Annotated in this window: 1 protein-coding gene; it reads left to right on the top strand. The window is 62.1% G+C overall.

Features of this window, described 5'->3' with window-relative positions:
* Positions 1-306: AarF/UbiB family protein (locus E0702_RS16515; RefSeq protein ID WP_240721797.1), on the top strand; the 306-nt coding region annotated here is incomplete at both ends.

A 306-nucleotide genomic window follows, 5' to 3' on the forward strand; every position in this document is an offset into this window, starting at 1 on the left:
CGCCGTCTGCGGCCGATCGATGTCATTGAGCATTTCGAGGGCGTGGTCATGGGAGAGCTCGATTTGCGGCTCGAAGCCTCCGCGGCCAATGAGTTCGCCGACAGCACGGCCAAGGACGAAGGCTTTGGGGTGCCTTCGGTGCATTGGGACCTTTCGGCCCGCCGCGTGATGACCCTGTCCTGGGCCGAAGGGCTGCCCATGCATGATGTCGCTGCGATCAAGGCCGCGGGCTTCGACACAAATCTGCTTGGCACCCGGGTTTTGCAGCTCTTTCTCAACCAGGCGCTGCGCGATGGCTATTTCCAT

The sequence above is a fragment of the Halomonas marinisediminis genome, assembly GCF_004347715.1.
Lineage (GTDB): Bacteria > Pseudomonadota > Gammaproteobacteria > Pseudomonadales > Halomonadaceae > Halomonas > Halomonas icarae.